This window comes from Candidatus Koribacter versatilis Ellin345 (assembly GCF_000014005.1).
Lineage (GTDB): Bacteria > Acidobacteriota > Terriglobia > Terriglobales > Acidobacteriaceae > Korobacter > Korobacter versatilis_A.
Genome location: NC_008009.1, coordinates 2,516,099 through 2,530,495, shown reverse-complemented (window position 1 = coordinate 2,530,495; position 14,397 = coordinate 2,516,099). Strand labels below are relative to the sequence as shown.

The window sequence follows — 14,397 nt, the reverse complement described above, 5'->3', positions numbered from 1 at the left end:
TTCGCTCAGGATGACAAGATTTATATCGTATCGCGATGTAACCGTCAGGCGCGGCGGCGACGGTTGTTCTTCATACGATTCCGGAGCGCAGCCATTTCGGTATCGACGAAGTCGCGATCTTCCTGAAGTTGCCTGGGGGCCTCGAGGGCTTCGTCGATGGCCCACTGGAGCGGCTCGGCGCGTCCTTCCTTGTAGGCCTTGGTGTATTGCTTGACGGCCCAGATCTCCTCTTTTTTCGCGGCAACTTCGAACTCGCGGATGCGGTCGAGCGGAGTGCGGTAGCGGGGCGGCTTGATGGATGCGACGGGTTTCTTGGGAGGAATTTTGTGTTTGCGCAGTTTCCTCGGGACGGATTCGACGCTTGGAGAGTGTGGCATCTCGGGGCGCGCTTCCGGAGTTGGTTCCTGAACGGCGGCCGGCTGCGAGATCGGCTCCTCTTCGCATGCAACTTCTTCGCGGATTGTTTCGGCGACCACGTCTTCGGGCATGGAGGCCTGGAGCTCGGGAGTGTACTCGGCGTAGGACTGGGGGCGTCCGAGATTGCTGAGGTTTTTCATGTTGGCGGAAGCGGTTTGCAGCGCGTAGAGGGCGAGCGCGGCTTTTTTGTGGTCGATGCGATCGTTGAGCATGGCATTGACGATGTCGCCGAGGGCGAGCTGGACGGTCCAGGGATCTTCGAGGACGGGGACCTGGAGCGGGAGACGGCGGGCGGCGGCGCGCTGCTGGCGCTTGACGCGGTCGCGGGTGGCGACGTGGAAATAGCAGAACTGCTCATGGCGCAGGCGTGGTGCGCGGCAGGTATCGCCGTCGGATAGAACGTGCTGACATTCCTGGAACTTCATGGGTGTACCCCCTCCCCACCCTCTTGTGTTTTCAGCAGCTTAGGCTATGCAATCTCTGCAAATTCCTCTCGGCGTAGGAGTTATAGGTAAATTCCTCTGTCCGTAGGAGTTACATCTACCACGGAGACGCGGAGACACGGAGGGTTGGGGATTTCAAAGATCGTGTTGCGAGAGAGACGTTACACGATTTGGTCGTAGCGGGATGTGATTGGGAGCACGGATGGGTGTGATTAGAGGGTGAAAATTGGGGGAAAAAGGGGGATAAAACGCGTTTGAGACGCTGGGAACTGCGTTTGGAGGGGGATTTTTTAGAGTTTTGGGGGTGAAATTTTGAGAGTGGTTTGGGATTAGATCCTATTCAACACAGAGGCACAGAGATACGGAGGGGGATGGGGAGTTGGGAGTGTTTGTTCGGGACGGAGGTTCGTGGTTTCCCACGTCTCGAAAATCGCGAGACATGGGGCGCCCGGCCTTGTCCAAAATGACTAAACCCCGGGAGCCACCCGGGGTTCATAAGCGTTACCAGTAGATACCCAGTTCGCCAAACACCAGCATGCTACACCGATGCGGGAGCGAAAACTAGGAAACGTCCGGTCTGTCCCCGGTTTTCCCCTGGTTTTCCTTCCCGGTTTTCCTGTCCCCGGTTTTCCCCCGCTGGATTTCGTTTTAGAGCCCCGGTTGACTACGGGCTTCGTGTTTCTGGCGTTTGATAAAAGCCCCACCCTAACGATTCACCAAAAGCGTGAATCGCTAGAATGGGGCACCCAAAAATCTCGAAATGGTAGGACGGGCCACCCGCCGCAAAAGCGCAGACTACGGCGCACACGCCGTAGTCTGTCAAAGTAAAATCAAAACCTCTCTAATAAGGGGTTGACGAAGCCGACTTCGTTAGAGATGTTATCAACAGTCATCTTGGGATGCGGAACGAAACAGCGGATTCAGCGCGGAATCTGCGCTTTCAGAATGAATATTCGGAGACATGTTGCAATCGAAGTCCAGCTCTATGTGCGTGCTCAAATTGCCGCAAAACGAGCGCACGAACAGTTGCACCTTCGCAAAATTTGTAGTGGGGCAGCTTGGATCTTGGAAGGTTTGATGGAGAGCCATGCGGGATGGAATCAAGACCACTGGGTTGACTACATCATTCCGCGAGAGGTCGTGACGAGTAGCTCGCAGGTCGTCACGGTTCGTGGTTTTGCAGTTTGTGGTCTGGTTAGCAAGATTTGGACGCAATGGGCTGAACCACTCGAAGTCATGATGCACTTTTCATCCACGGGGCGAAGAATGCGACGATTTGAAGCGAGGCTTGGAGATGCTGCGTTGGGCATGGGAAATTTGAAAATCGGCGTCCGCGAGCAGTTGAGACTTCGTGCGCACCCTGAGACGGAGAGCCTCGACGCAAACGAATTTTCAGGCAGGTGGCTCTTTGAGGTCTCTCGATAGTTGGCGATAAATCGCCGTATCGCAAGTAATCCCGGCGTGGGAAAATAGCGAGTGGTAAGGCCTGTTAACAGCGGTAATTTGGAAACTGGCGAGCCTCAACAGGTACAGTCGATTGGTTGCCGGTGAAAACAATTAATGGTCACACTGATCGAATCTAAAAGCACGCGTCGCGGGCTGTGGCTCGCACGTATGAGGGCAATTCTGATTGGTGTGCTCGCCTTCGTCCCCGCATTCTTCCTGTCTCTAGTCGTGACGGTGCCGTGGGCTAAACATCATTGGGCGGGTGAAGCCCAAGGCGTGCTTGGAGCGATTGGGCCTAGCTTCTGGATTGGCGTTGGAGCGGTTGTTCTCTGTTGCTTCTATCTGCTGCGAAAAGCAAATAAAGAGCACAACCCCGATGTCTGATCGGGTTTGTCCGAAGTTGCTCTCGGGAAATCGCCATACCGCAAGTAATCGGCGGGGGCCAAAATAGGTGGCGGTAAGCCCTGTTATCAGCAGCAATATGGCGGTGGCCGTTCAAGCGTTCTATGGGGTATCCGTGAAACTGTACCTCTCGCTGCTCTCCGGGCTTTTGGCTCTCGGTGTTGCAAATGGCAATGCAACCGCACAACAGACGTCAGGGAATCACCCAACTGCGGTGGAAATCGCCGTCTTTTCCGAGCCTGCATACCCTGCGCTAGCTAAACAGGCCAGAGTCTTCGGCGATGTCGTGATTACCGTGACGGTGAACAAAGACGGCACGGTCATATCCACAAACGTTGTGAAAGGGCATCCAATGCTCTCCGAGGCAGCCGTCAAAAGTGCCAGGGAATCGCGATATACATGTAGAGCCTGTAGTGGCGACCAAAACGATTACACCCTGACATACTCGTTCCAAGCCAGTGACTCCACGGGGCCGAATTTTCCATGCAAGCAAGACCCAGACACTGTCTCGCGAGCTGGGCAAAACATTTCGATCCTGACGTATGCACGGCTGGTGATTCCCTATTTCAGTTCGGTTCGAGTCCGGTCGCCCAAGTGTCTGTACGCGTGGCCTTGCGGATCGCACTGGGGTGGCGAGGACTACTACTACTACCCAGTTCGGTCGCCCAAGTGCCTCGGCTTGTGGAAGTGCGGCCACGAACTGCGCGAACCGTTCGCGACGTGTGATCGCTTGAAAAGAAGTCAGAAGTCGAATTAGTTGGCGATAAATCCCCTTATCACAAGTAACTGTGAGAACTCTCGACCGCGGAAGGCTTGTCAGCCCGGGTCTGGAATAGGTGGCCCATTATAGCCCTCCGCATCTACCGACGCTTTTCAGTGCTGGCCCCGCCGGAGAGAGGGCTTTTCTCTCTCCCACGACGAGGCTACCTCGTTATTTCGGGGCTCGTGCAGATGAGATGTACTTGCACATATCTTTGACCATGTTCTTCAGCGTCTTGGCAGGCGAGATGTAGAGCACATCTCCTTTAGGGCTCGCCAGAACATATCCTCCCACCTGCGTTTGTAGGATGTAATCCGCCGCTTCCTTCTCGGTCGTAAAGGTCACGCTCGGACAGTCGTGGGAAAACGCAGTCATTACCACCGGCGCGGTGTGGTGCTCCGAACTTGTCTCGGAGGATCTGTTGCCATTGTTCGTGGCCTTTGCCTCTTGCGACACCTTATCCACCACGAACACTCGTGACAGGAAAATGCCAGGAAAACATCAGGTCGGCAGCGCTGAAGCGCTGCCCTGATACAACGCAAACTTTACTTCGGCTGGTCTTCGCCGTCGGGCTTGTACCAGGGTTTTTGGGTTGAGGGGAAGATGGTGGGGTGGTGGCGGAGGAGGTGGGCGAAGACGCGGGCGGTGAGGGTGGCGGCGAAAGTGATTTCGTGATCGAGGTTGAGGTCGCGGGTGGTGGAGTCGTCGGTGGCGGACCAGCGGGCGGTGCGGATGGCGACGATGAGGCAGGTGGCGATGAGGAATGAGGGGCCCATCCGGGGCCAGTCGGGTTGGGTTTCGTAGCCGCCGATGTCTAATCCCATGGATTCAGTATAGGCGAATAAAGGGCGAAAGTGTGGGTGCCTGTGAAAGGGGTGGCGATAGGGGTCCTTCGACTGCGCGCGCTTCGCACGCTCCGCTCAGGATGACAGAATTTACATCGTTTCGCGATGTACGATTCAGGCGCAGCGGCGCCGTCATCTTCCTTCTCCCTGCCTTTCCACAAACCGATTCACCAAATTGCAACAGGCGCATACACTGTTTCGCGAAGTTGCGGCACACTCTCCCACGGTTTTTACAGGAGTCGCACAATGGGTCGAACACAGGGATGGAAACTGGCAGTTGGGTGCGCGTTATTGGCGGGGGCAACGCTTGCGGTCGCGCAGGATGCGCCCGTGGTTACGGGCGACAAGCGCGTGGACAAGCTGCTGAGCCAGATGACGCTCGAAGAGAAGATCACGCTGATCCATGGGACGCAGGAAGATCCCAAGGTTTACCAGGGGCAGGCTGGGTACCTGGCGGGCGTGCCGCGGCTTGGGATTCCCGGGCTGCGCCTTGCCGATGGGCCGCCGGGGGTGCTGACGCGGCATCCGTCGCAGGCGGAGACGGCGACCATGGGGGTGGCTGCGACCTTCAGCGAAAAAGATGCGGAAGCCAACGGGCTGGTCATCGGGCGCGAGGACCGCGCGCTGGGGATTGATGTGAGCTTGCAGCCGTTTGTGAATATCGACCGCGACCTCGAGTTCGGGCGCGGGTACAACACCTTCGGCGAAGATCCGTACTTGACGAGCGTGATGGGCGCGGCGGAGATCAAGGGCATCCAGTCGCAACACGTGATGGCGCAGGTGAAGCACTACGTGGGCTACGACTCGGACGGGACCAGCACCTACATTGACGATCAGACGCTGCACGAGGTGTATGTGGCGCCATTCGACGCGGCGGTGAAGGCCGATGTGTCGTCGATTATGTGCTCGTACAACCGGCTGAATGGGACGTTTGCGTGCGGCAACAAAGATTCGCTTACGACCATTCTGCGCGACCAGATTGGCTTTAAGGGCTTTGTCACTTCCGACTGGGGCGCGACCCACGCAGTCAACTTCATCAACGCCGGTCTCGATATGGAGATGCCTGGCGAGCCGGCGGAGAATGCGCCGTTCTCACTTCCCTCCTTCTTCGATCTGAAGCCGGTGCCGGCTGCGCCGGATATGTCGAAGCTGAGCGCGATGATTGAAGACAACGACAACATGTTCGGCAACCATATTCCCGAAGAGCCCGCAAAGCAGCCCGGCGATCTCGGCGACTTTGGGACGAAGCTGGATCCGAAGAAACTGAAAGAAGCTCTTGCCGATGGCACCGTAACCGAGGCCGCAATCACGCGCGCTGCGGGACGCGTGTTGTACGAGATTGTGCACTTTGGCTACATGGATGGACAGTCGAAGCACGACGTCACTACGCAGGCGATTGAAGCCAACGCGAAGATCATCGAGAAGACGGGCGAAGATTCTGCGGTGCTGTTGAAGAACGATGGCGCGGCGCTGCCGCTGAAGGACCTCGATAGCGTGGTGCTGATTGGGCCGACGGCGGCCCAGGTGGATGCGATCGGCATCAATGGCGAACGCAGCGTGGGATTGCCGGAGAGGCAGATTGGTCCGCTGGCAGCGATGAAGAAGATTAGCGGCAAGAACATTCAATTCGCCGTCGCCGACGACATGACCGGCACGACGATTCCTGCGGCGATGCTTACGCACGATGGCAAACCCGGCCTGCTCCGTACTACGGGCGATAAGCAGCAAACCGACGCACAACTCGACTTCACGAAGAAAAACGGCAAAGCACTGGCGGCAAATTCCATCGTCAAGTGGACGGGTGAGATCAACGTTCCGGCTGCGGGGAATTATTGGATCTATCTACAGGCGCTGGGAGCGAATGCGGTTATTAATCTCGATGGCAAGAAGCTCTCTGCGACCGGCGCGTTCCAGGGCGGCGTGCATGGCGACATCCTGCAGGCGAACCAGGACAACGTGATTCCTACGCCGGATGGTTTGGACAACGTGCGTCGCGCGGTGGATTTGACGGCGGGTGCGCACAAGGTGGAGATCACGACGTCGGACGATACGTCGAAGGCGCCGGTGCAGATGCGACTGAACTGGTACACGCCGCAGCAGCGCCAGGCCGATCACGATGCGGCAATCGCGGCGGCGAAGAAAGCGAAGACCGCCGTGGTGTTTGTGTGGACGCGTCTAGAACCGGTGTTTGGGCTGCCTGGCGATCAGGACAAGCTTGTCGAAGAGATTGCGGCGGTGAATCCAAATACGGTCGTGGTGCTGAATACCAGCCAGCCGGTTGCGTTGCCGTGGGTGGATAAAGTTAAAGCTGTACTTGAAATGTGGTGGCCCGGCGATGAAGGCGGCTGGGCAACGGCGAACATCCTACTCGGCAAGACCAGCCCTGCCGGACGGCTGCCAGTGACCTGGGCGAAGAAGCTGACGGATTATGCGGCGACGAATCCGCGTTTTCCCGAGCGCAGCAAAAAAGGTGTGGGCCACAAGACGACCTACAGCGAGGGCGTGCATCTTGGGTATCGTTGGTTCGATAAAGAAAACGTCGAACCGCTCTTCGCGTTCGGGCACGGACTGAGCTACACGACGTTCGAATACTCCGGGCTGAAGATCGCGAAAGCGGCAGACGGCGGTTTGGATGTGTCGCTCACCATCAAGAACACGGGTGGTGTGGACTCGGACGAAGTGCCGCAGGTTTATCTCGGAGCGCCGGGGTCTGGGCCGCAGGATGCGCAGTTCCCGGTTCGCAAACTCGTGGCGTTCGATCGCGTGCAGATCGGGGCGGGCAAGTCGCAGACGGTCTCGCTGCACGTGCCGGAGCGGCAGTTGCAGTACTGGTCCACGAAAGACCAGAAGTGGGTGACGCTGACGGCGTCGCGCACGCTGAGCGTGGGCGGGTCGTCGCGGGCGTTGCCGCTGAAGCAGCCCGTAGAATAAGACACACGCCGGAGTTTGAAGGCTCCGGCGTGTGTCTTTTATTCGGACTTGGTGACGGCCAGGTTTGCAGGTACTGGATGCTGCTGCGGATCGCGGCGCGGTCGCGGGGCCATCACGTTGCGATTCGGATGGCGCGCGTTTTCGATCTGCTTTTCATTCGAAGCGCCATAGTATTCGGGGTGGATGTAGTAGCCGCGCTCCTGCTCCGGTTTGTCCTCTTCGACGTTCAGAGGATTCGCCTTCGCGAAGGCATCGTGACGTACGCCGGTCACTTGCCACGATACTTTCACGTTGGGCTTGTCCGTCTTGATGCGGAACTGCGCGTTGGAAATTTCAGTCGCGACGATCACCTGCGCGAACTGCCCGATGGGTGTGAGTTGATAGCGGAAGTCGCCATTCACGGCCTCGAACCATTTGGGCAAATGCACAATCGCTTCGCCGGTGGCGTCGGTGGTGACGTTGCCGCTGTAGACGTTGATCATCTCCGAGGATTCGACCGAGGCGTGGTAGAGATATTTGTTTGCCGGGTCGAGCGGATGGTCAATCTTGAAGTCTTTGGTTCCGGCCAAGATCTTGCCGTCGACGTTGATGTCGCCATGGAAGTTTCCGGCGTATCCCTTGTAAGTACCCGTGCCCGGATAGGCATCAATGCCATCTCCCGCGGTGCCTGCGGTAGCGTAACCACCTTGGGCAATAACGCCAGGGCCGGCACTGTTCGATCCTGTTGCCGCACTGACCGATCCGCCCGTGAGGTAGGCGCCAGCGCCGCCATGTCCGCCGGGATGCGAAGAACCGCCGCCGGTACCGCCCACTCCGCCCCCTCCCCCGAGCCCTTCGAGCGACAAGCCGTTAGCCTGTCCGCCGTAGCCATTGAATGCGTATCCGGCTGAACTGTGGTTGTCGGAGGGATTGGAACTGCCTCCCTGTGCGTAAACGCCCTCGCCGCTAGCGCTATAGCTGGAGGTACCGGCGAAGAACGTGCCGCCGTCGCCACCGTAACCGGAGGCTCCGGTTCCGCCGCCGCCGATGGCATATATCCCGGATGCACCATCAGAGCCGCTGCCGCCCCCGAATTCCCCACCGTAGCCGCCGCTTCCGGATGTGGCATTGCCGCCGTAGCCGATGATGCCGTATCCACCGCTTCCCCCGCTCGCGGAGTTTGCACCGCCGGAGGTCCTCAATCCGGTGCTCCCCGCGGTCGAATTCGTGATGTATGCACCACCAGATGCTGTCAACCCTCCGCTGCCATCCACGCCAAAGACTTCCGTATTACTCAAGCTCGATTGAGCGCTGATCAGTTTGCCGCTACCTGTATTTTGCAAAACTGCCGCCGTGCCGGACGGGCTGGCCACCGATACGCGCAATCCGATCGATGCTCCGGTCGCCGCCGTGGCCGTGCCGTAGATGCCAATTCCGCTCGTCGAAGCTGTGGTCCCACGGAAGCCGACCGCGGGGCCGGTGGTCGAGGTGTTCTGACCGAATACGCCATACCCTGCGGGTGCGGCGGTGATTCCCTTAACTCCCGTGGCGCTTCCGGCAGTGCCGCTCGCACTGCCGTACACGGAGATTCCGTTGTCAGCGACGGTCGTTCCACGCACGCCGATGGCGGCGCCAGACGCGGCACTATTGGAACCGGTCACGCCGTAGCCAGATGTCGTTGTCGCGGTGCCCAGGACGCCATTGGCCGAAGTTGTATTCGCAATCAATGCCGAACCGGTTCCGCTCTGGGTGACGAGAACAACCTGGTTGCTCGTGCTAGCCGAAAAGTTCGTCGCGCCCGAGTTAACCACGTTGTCTTTGGCCTTTGTGGTCGCGTCCTTGCTACCTGCAATTCCGGTGGCCTGCTGTTTCACTTCCTGGCGGACTGCGACCGCCAGTTTGTCGGAGGTAACGAACTCGGCGGCGCTGTGGCCGGCGAGCGTCTCGGCTTCAGCGGCCTTCATGGCGTAGGGCACGCTCACCAGCAGGACGCGCTGCTCCGGTTGACCCTCAATGCGAATGCCCAGCCACTGCGCTTCGCCGCTGGTAAACAGATCCATCGGGACACCATCCGCCTTGGTTGCGCCGAGCAGGACGGTGTACTTCCCGCTGCTGTCGAGTTTCACGTTCTGAGTTTCGATCCAGAGCGAATCGCTGTCGTGCTGCCCTTTGTGCAGGGTGAACGTGATCCCGACGGTTCCGGCGGCGTTGTTTTCCAGTTGGCCGGAGAAACGGATCAGCTTGGGTACGGTAACGATTGGAGAAGGCGTTTGGCTGGACTGTTGAGTTTGGCCAACTGCCAGCAAAGCAAGAATGGAAAAAACGGCGAGCAAATGCCTGCGCATGGTTCTCCCTCAAGGATGAAATTTTCAGGGCCGGAGGCGATTAGGGGGGCCGAATGCTTCGGAGAGCGCTGCTACAAAGTGGCAAGAGTGTAGTCCAAAAGTGCCGCTCTGAGAAGGCTGACGTCAAATTAACAATTACAATGAGAGCTGCTCCGGCACTCCGGGACCCGGTTTTTATCAATGGATAAGTTCGTAATTCGCGGCGGGACTCCGCTGCTTGGCAATGTGCGTGTAAGTGGCGCGAAAAACGCAGCCCTGCCCGCGATGGCGGCTGCCCTGCTTACTGAAGAACCCGTCATCCTCGAAAATATTCCGCAGGTACGCGACATCATCACCGAGCGCAATCTGCTGCAAGCGATGGGCGCGGAAGTCGAACTGGGCTATGGACGCGCGCATCACCGCACCACGCTTTGCTGCCGCAATCTCGTCAACCCTGAGGCTTCCTACGAGCTGGTGAAAACCATGCGCGCCTCGACGCTGGTGCTCGGGCCGCTCGTAGCTCGCACCGGCGAGGCACGCGTTTCCTTGCCCGGCGGATGCGCGATTGGGGCGCGCCCCATCGATCTTCACATCAAAGGGCTGGAGAAGCTCGGCGCCGAGATCACGCAGGAGCACGGTTACATCAAGGCGAAGGCCACGCGCCTCAAGGGCAACCACATCGTCTTCGAAAAAATCACCGTGACAGGCACGGAAGACCTGCTGATGGCGGCGACGCTCGCCGACGGCGAGACGGTGATGGAGAACTGCGCCCGCGAACCCGAAGTCACGGACCTCGCACACCTGCTGGTAAAGATGGGCGCGAAGATCGAGGGCATTGGAACGTCGACGCTGAAGATCACCGGCGTTGAAAAACTCCATGGAGCGAAGCACCGCATCATTCCCGATCGCATTGAGGCCGGCACATTCATCATTGCCGGCGCGCTTACGGGCGGGGACTTGATGGTGCAGAACTGCGATCCATCGCACCTCGGCGCGCTGTTGGCCAAGCTCGAAGAAAACGGCGTGAAGATTCGCAGCAATGGCGATTCCGTCCGGGTGATGAGCGAGGGTACGCTGAAGCCGGGCGACGCGAGCACAGAAGAATACCCCGGCTTCCCTACCGACATGCAGGCGCAATACATGGCGCTGGCGACGCAGTGCGAGGGAGCATCGGTGGTGGTCGAGAACATATTCGAGAACCGCTTCATGCACGCGCAGGAACTGGTGCGCATGGGCGCGAACATCAAGATCGAAGGCCGGCGAGCGATTGTCCGTGGCAAGACGCCGTTGAGTGGCGCGGCTGTGCTGGCCAGCGATCTGCGAGCTTCGGCGTCACTGGTGCTGGCGGCGCTTGTCGCGGAGGGCGAGACGATCATTGATCGCGTGTATCACATTGATCGCGGCTACGAGCACATCGAAGAAAAGTTGCGCGGTCTCGGGGCGGAGATCAAGCGCATCGGGGAATTGTTTCCGAAGAAAGCGTCGCCGGTGGCGGTGAGTTAAGCGTCGCAGGGGCTAAAGCCCCTTTTTCTTTTGGGGCGCTTTTCGGCAGCGCTGAAGCGCTGCCCTGATACAAAGCGCGCAAACGTGGGTCGGCGCTGCCCTGACTCAGAGCGTGCGAACGGCGGATCGCGCTGCCCTGATACAAAGCGCGCAAACGTGGGTCGGCGCTGCCCTGACTCAGAGCGTGCGAACGCGGATCGCGCTGCCCCTGATACAAAGCGTGCAAACGTGGGTCGGCGCTGCCCTGACTCAGGGCGTGCGAACGCGGATCGCGCTGCCCCTGATACAACGCGTGCAAACGCGGATCGCCCTGCCCTGATACAAAAGCGCGCAAACGCGGATCGCGCTGCCCTGATACAAAGCGTGGAAACGCAGATAGCGCTGCCGTGATACAAGCAGGCCATCCAAACAAGCTTCAGCCGCTCTGCTCCGAGGTGAGCAGGTTGCCCTTCCTCAGTGCAAATTCCCCACTGATATGCGGCACAGCACGCACGAAAGAGCCTGCATCTATCTTGGTACGTCACTTCTGTTCCGATTTTCTCAGGGAGGGAAACCGAAACATGAAGTTCCATTTCGTAGCACTCACGTTAGCCGCGGCGCTGGCAATTCCTGCCATCGCTCAACAGCCAGAGAAGCAGGACGAAACCCCGAAGACTACTGAAGAGAAGGCACCGGCGCCTAAGGCCAAGGCCGCCACGCCTGACAAGGCAAAGGTCGACGAGAAGCGCGATAAGAACGACGCGCGCGAGTCGAAGCTGCCGCAGTCCGACCAGGAACCTGGTGTCCGCAACCCCGAAGCTAAGCCGGAAGCCAAGACTGACGCCGACAAAAAGCGTGATGCCGACAAGGCGAAGATGCCGCAGTCGGACCAGGACCAGGCGAAGCGCGAAGGTGAAAAACGCGAAGGTGACAAGAAGGAAGTCAGCGAACACGATCGCAGCGCCCACTATCAGTTCAAGGGCGATGCCCGCGAGAAGCTGCGCGAACACTACAAGAACGTAACCACCACGCACACGCGCAATGTGACGATTGTCCGCCAGGAAGTAATTCCAGTGGCGGTCCAGACCCGCATTGAGCCGGTTCCGGTGGAAATGGTCGGATATCTCGGCCCCGCTCCAGAAGGCTTCCAGTACGGTTACGTTGACGGTTACGTGCTGGTATACGACCCGAGTACGTTCTTCGTCGTGGACGTAATCGATCTGTTCTAAGCTACATTCCTTATCAACCAGCCCGGCCACGTGCCGGGCTTTTTCCGTTGCGGACCTTATATCCACAAATTCCGATACTGCTTTGGTACGTTTTCACCCCTTTTGAGCGGCGGGGAGGTACAATCCACGCGAGGTCTTCTGTGTTTTCGGGCCTACGGGGGTCGAAAGATGTACGACAATTCCAACCTGGCAATCCGCTGCCGTGAGTTGTGGGCCGATGTGTTGTGCGCCGTTGAATCGCGCGTTTGGTCCATCAACGACTATATGCAGGATTCACGCAGCCAACTCGATTGCCAGATGTTGAGCTGTGACTCCGTACTCATCGAACACCCGTCGGTAAAGCGCACACTCATGGCGACGCTCGACCTCAACGAACACGCCATCCACATAAAGGAATTTGATAACGGCCAACTCGCAGTAGGCAGCAAGCTTCCCTTCGCACTACTTGGTGACGGCAACGTTTACGTAACCAATGGACAGTCGCTGATGGGCGACCCGCAGGCCGTGGCGCGGCAATTGATGTCGGTGTTGCTTTCGCGGAGCACAGCGGCGACTTCGACCGAAGAGATTGACCAGTACCGCTCGTGGGCATCGGCACTGATGACGGCGCGTGCGCGACGCATGATGATCAAGTTGCCAATCGAGATCCAGACCGAGAATTCGCTCTACACCGGATCGACGTTGGACCTGAGTTCTGTGGGCGCGAAGGTGCAGTCCACGGCGAAACTGGATCGCGGCAACTACATCACCGTATTTCGCGGATCGATTGGGTCCTTCTTCCGCGTGGTGTGGACGGAAAAGACCGACCAGGGCACGCGCGCCGGATTGGTTTGCCTCAATCCTCCCCTGGAGTGGGCGGAAGTCACTGTGCAGTAGTTGCAAACCTCGCTATCAAACAACCCGGCTAACCGCCGGGTTTTGTATTGGACGTGAATTCGTCCTGAAATAGGCAGGCTGCCTCGAATCGTTTCGTTCTGCAAGTCATCGATATGAGTCACTTGTGGGAGATGCCTCGCCTTGCCAGCGTTTAGGTATCGCCGGGAGGAATTGATGGTTCGCCGCAGCTTGCTCGCTATGGCCGTACTGCTCTTCGCATTCACCAGCGCAATCGCGCAGGCTCCCGAGTCGAAAGCTCCTGTACTGTCACCCAGCGCGCGGTTGGCCGCGGCCAAAACGGCCTACCTGAAGAACGCCGGCGGAAGCGAAATCCCGTACAACGTCATCAGCGACGGCGTCGAAGGATGGGGTCGTTACAAGCTCGTCCAGGACCCTACAGAAGCCGACATCATTATCGAAGTCATGGCGCCAAGCTCGAGTAACGGCGTGAGCGTCTCTGCAGGCACAAGCTCCGACCAGCATCTTGGCGCACCCGCACAATCCATGACGACTTCGAAAGAGCTGACAATCACACGGATTACGCTGATCGTTTACGACGCGCGCAGCAAGGCCGCGCTTTGGTCCGCGACCGAGCAACCCAAGAGCGCCATGAAAGCCAAGACACGCCAGGATAACGTGGTGGAATCGGCCCAGAGGCTGCTCACCAAGTTCCGCGAGCGGGTAGAGCCTGAACCGAAATAGCATCCGTAGCGGCACACTTGTTTGGGGTACGGACTCACACCATCGCGGTATATCGCCTACCGATGAATTGGCTCACACTCTCCTTGCTTAGGGAGAGACACACGGATGTTTTCGACCGATCAATTGAGTATCCCCGCAGACGTTGAGGGCTTGGTCCACATAAGCACCAATGCGCGCGAGCGCCTGGCGGCGGCCGCGACGTTCCGCACCTGTAAACCGGGAGAGGTTCTATACCGCGCCGGAGAACCGGCAAACGGCGTCTACATCGTTTGCCGCGGCGGCGTGAAAGTCACTCACCGCGACCAGAATCTGAACGATTTTGAACTGGCCTGCAGCACGGCGATCCTCGGAGTACCGGGAGTGATGAGTGGAACGGTGTACCAGTTCAGCGCGACCGTACTGGTGCAGTCGGCTGTAGCGTTTATTCCCGCGAGCGACTTTGTGGAATTCGTCGCCGAACATCCGGAAGCCGATGGGATCGGGGGTTACGTGACCAGGAAGTTTCGCGATCGCCTGACGGTCTAGTTAGTCCGAATATCGCAAGACGAGTTAAACCGTTTT

Annotated in this window: 13 protein-coding genes; 9 read left to right on the top strand and 4 right to left on the bottom strand. The window is 58.6% G+C overall.

Annotated features, from left to right (window positions below; all coding sequences use genetic code 11):
* Nucleotides 1-44: 44 nt before the first annotated feature.
* The gene (locus tag ACID345_RS10895) at nucleotides 45-842 is read right to left on the bottom strand and encodes a hypothetical protein (protein ID WP_011522917.1); all 798 of its coding nucleotides are present in this window, start codon (nucleotides 840-842) and stop codon (nucleotides 45-47) included.
* A gap of 894 nt (nucleotides 843-1,736) precedes the next feature.
* On the opposite strand from ACID345_RS10895, the gene ACID345_RS10890 reads away from it, so the two are divergent.
* The 3 genes from ACID345_RS10890 (at nucleotide 1,737) to ACID345_RS27505 (ending at nucleotide 3,465) form a co-directional block, all read left to right on the top strand.
* On the top strand, nucleotides 1,737-2,285 hold the full coding sequence (locus ACID345_RS10890) for a hypothetical protein (protein WP_148210081.1): 549 nt from the start codon (nucleotides 1,737-1,739) through the stop codon (nucleotides 2,283-2,285).
* A 135-nt stretch (nucleotides 2,286-2,420) separates the two neighbouring features.
* Entirely contained in the window at nucleotides 2,421-2,690 is a 270-nt protein-coding gene (locus ACID345_RS10885) for a hypothetical protein (protein ID WP_011522916.1), read from the top strand.
* Nucleotides 2,691-2,787: 97 nt separating this feature from the next.
* Entirely contained in the window at nucleotides 2,788-3,465 is a 678-nt protein-coding gene (locus ACID345_RS27505) for an energy transducer TonB (RefSeq protein ID WP_041855626.1), read from the top strand.
* A 174-nt stretch (nucleotides 3,466-3,639) separates the two neighbouring features.
* On the opposite strand, the gene ACID345_RS10875 is transcribed toward ACID345_RS27505, so the two are convergent.
* Nucleotides 3,640-3,924: a hypothetical protein gene (locus ACID345_RS10875; RefSeq protein ID WP_148210080.1), complete on the bottom strand. Its 285-nt coding sequence runs from the start codon at nucleotides 3,922-3,924 to the stop codon at nucleotides 3,640-3,642.
* 89 nt (nucleotides 3,925-4,013) lie between these two features.
* Nucleotides 4,014-4,292 (bottom strand): hypothetical protein, encoded by a 279-nt coding sequence (locus tag ACID345_RS10870; protein WP_011522913.1) that lies wholly within the window; start codon nucleotides 4,290-4,292, stop codon nucleotides 4,014-4,016.
* Nucleotides 4,293-4,559: 267 nt separating this feature from the next.
* Here ACID345_RS10870 and ACID345_RS10865 point away from each other — a divergent pair, with 267 nt between their 5' ends.
* Nucleotides 4,560-7,244, top strand: a complete 2,685-nt coding sequence (locus ACID345_RS10865) for a beta-glucosidase (RefSeq protein ID WP_011522912.1) — start codon at nucleotides 4,560-4,562, stop codon at nucleotides 7,242-7,244.
* A gap of 38 nt (nucleotides 7,245-7,282) precedes the next feature.
* Here ACID345_RS10865 and ACID345_RS26925 read toward each other — a convergent pair whose 3' ends face one another.
* A complete protein-coding gene (locus ACID345_RS26925) occupies nucleotides 7,283-9,568 on the bottom strand; it encodes a hypothetical protein (protein ID WP_011522911.1) in 2,286 nt (761 codons plus the stop codon).
* A gap of 180 nt (nucleotides 9,569-9,748) precedes the next feature.
* Between ACID345_RS26925 and murA the strand changes: the two genes are divergently transcribed.
* The 5 genes from murA to ACID345_RS10830 all read left to right on the top strand — a co-directional run bounded on the left by murA (nucleotide 9,749) and on the right by ACID345_RS10830 (nucleotide 14,361).
* The gene (gene murA, locus ACID345_RS10855) at nucleotides 9,749-11,050 is read left to right on the top strand and encodes a UDP-N-acetylglucosamine 1-carboxyvinyltransferase (RefSeq protein ID WP_011522910.1); all 1,302 of its coding nucleotides are present in this window, start codon (nucleotides 9,749-9,751) and stop codon (nucleotides 11,048-11,050) included.
* A gap of 560 nt (nucleotides 11,051-11,610) precedes the next feature.
* Nucleotides 11,611-12,258, top strand: coding sequence for a hypothetical protein (locus ACID345_RS10845; RefSeq protein ID WP_011522909.1), 648 nt, complete (start codon nucleotides 11,611-11,613; stop codon nucleotides 12,256-12,258).
* 168 nt (nucleotides 12,259-12,426) lie between these two features.
* Nucleotides 12,427-13,134: a PilZ domain-containing protein gene (locus tag ACID345_RS10840; RefSeq protein WP_011522908.1), complete on the top strand. Its 708-nt coding sequence runs from the start codon at nucleotides 12,427-12,429 to the stop codon at nucleotides 13,132-13,134.
* A 174-nt stretch (nucleotides 13,135-13,308) separates the two neighbouring features.
* Nucleotides 13,309-13,836, top strand: coding sequence for a hypothetical protein (locus tag ACID345_RS10835; protein WP_011522907.1), 528 nt, complete (start codon nucleotides 13,309-13,311; stop codon nucleotides 13,834-13,836).
* A 105-nt stretch (nucleotides 13,837-13,941) separates the two neighbouring features.
* Nucleotides 13,942-14,361: a Crp/Fnr family transcriptional regulator gene (locus tag ACID345_RS10830; protein WP_011522906.1), complete on the top strand. Its 420-nt coding sequence runs from the start codon at nucleotides 13,942-13,944 to the stop codon at nucleotides 14,359-14,361.
* The last annotated feature ends 36 nt before the right edge of the window (nucleotides 14,362-14,397 follow it).

What these genes read in the sequence shown, in the direction of transcription:
- ACID345_RS10895 (WP_011522917.1), bottom strand. Translation starts at nt 842, where the DNA reads ATGAAGTTCCAGGAATGTCAGCACGTTCTATCCGACGGCGATACCTGC.
- ACID345_RS10890 (WP_148210081.1), top strand. Translation starts at nt 1,737, where the DNA reads ATGTTATCAACAGTCATCTTGGGATGCGGAACGAAACAGCGGATTCAG.
- ACID345_RS10885 (WP_011522916.1), top strand. Translation starts at nt 2,421, where the DNA reads ATGGTCACACTGATCGAATCTAAAAGCACGCGTCGCGGGCTGTGGCTC.
- ACID345_RS27505 (WP_041855626.1), top strand. Translation starts at nt 2,788, where the DNA reads ATGGCGGTGGCCGTTCAAGCGTTCTATGGGGTATCCGTGAAACTGTAC.
- ACID345_RS10870 (WP_011522913.1), bottom strand. Translation starts at nt 4,292, where the DNA reads ATGGGATTAGACATCGGCGGCTACGAAACCCAACCCGACTGGCCCCGG.
- ACID345_RS10865 (WP_011522912.1), top strand. Translation starts at nt 4,560, where the DNA reads ATGGGTCGAACACAGGGATGGAAACTGGCAGTTGGGTGCGCGTTATTG.
- ACID345_RS26925 (WP_011522911.1), bottom strand. Translation starts at nt 9,568, where the DNA reads ATGCGCAGGCATTTGCTCGCCGTTTTTTCCATTCTTGCTTTGCTGGCA.
- murA (WP_011522910.1), top strand. Translation starts at nt 9,749, where the DNA reads ATGGATAAGTTCGTAATTCGCGGCGGGACTCCGCTGCTTGGCAATGTG.
- ACID345_RS10845 (WP_011522909.1), top strand. Translation starts at nt 11,611, where the DNA reads ATGAAGTTCCATTTCGTAGCACTCACGTTAGCCGCGGCGCTGGCAATT.
- ACID345_RS10840 (WP_011522908.1), top strand. Translation starts at nt 12,427, where the DNA reads ATGTACGACAATTCCAACCTGGCAATCCGCTGCCGTGAGTTGTGGGCC.
- ACID345_RS10835 (WP_011522907.1), top strand. Translation starts at nt 13,309, where the DNA reads ATGGTTCGCCGCAGCTTGCTCGCTATGGCCGTACTGCTCTTCGCATTC.
- ACID345_RS10830 (WP_011522906.1), top strand. Translation starts at nt 13,942, where the DNA reads ATGTTTTCGACCGATCAATTGAGTATCCCCGCAGACGTTGAGGGCTTG.